Here is a 640-nt window from a genome sequence, read left to right on the forward strand (position 1 = left end):
GCTTGGTCTACAGCACGCACTGGCTCTGGGATGTAAGAGTCAAGCGCTTCAACAAGAGCAACTACAGCATCTTCGCCATATTGACCTGATTCACCGTTAAGTGCAGCAAGTGCTGAACCACGGATTACTGGAGTGTCATCACCTGGGAAGTCATAAGTAGAAAGAAGTTCACGAACTTCCATTTCAACTAATTCGATTAACTCTTCGTCGTCTACGATATCGCATTTGTTTAAGAATACGATGATGTAAGGTACACCTACCTGACGAGAAAGAAGGATGTGTTCACGAGTTTGTGGCATTGGACCATCTGTCGCTGAACAAACAAGGATCGCACCGTCCATCTGAGCAGCACCAGTGATCATGTTTTTAACATAATCGGCGTGGCCCGGGCAGTCTACGTGAGCGTAGTGACGAGTTGGAGAATCGTATTCTACGTGTGATGTATTAATTGTAATACCACGTGCTTTTTCTTCTGGTGCAGAGTCGATAGCAGCGTAGTCTTTAGCTTCACCACCGAATTTCTTCGCACATACAGTTGCGATAGCAGCAGTTAAAGTTGTTTTACCATGGTCAACGTGACCGATTGTGCCCACGTTAACGTGTGGCTTATTACGTTCAAACTTAGCCTTAGCCATGAGAT

General features: G+C 45.5%; 1 protein-coding gene. It reads right to left on the reverse strand.

What is annotated here, in order from left to right; translation table 11 throughout:
* A partial coding sequence (locus AC1M84_RS14230) for a GTP-binding protein (RefSeq protein WP_481594118.1) occupies positions 1-635 on the reverse strand: 635 nt, incomplete at its 3' end.
* Between the last annotated feature and the right edge of the window lie 5 nt (positions 636-640).

The sequence above is a fragment of the Acinetobacter sp. 24-47-66 genome (assembly GCF_056779755.1).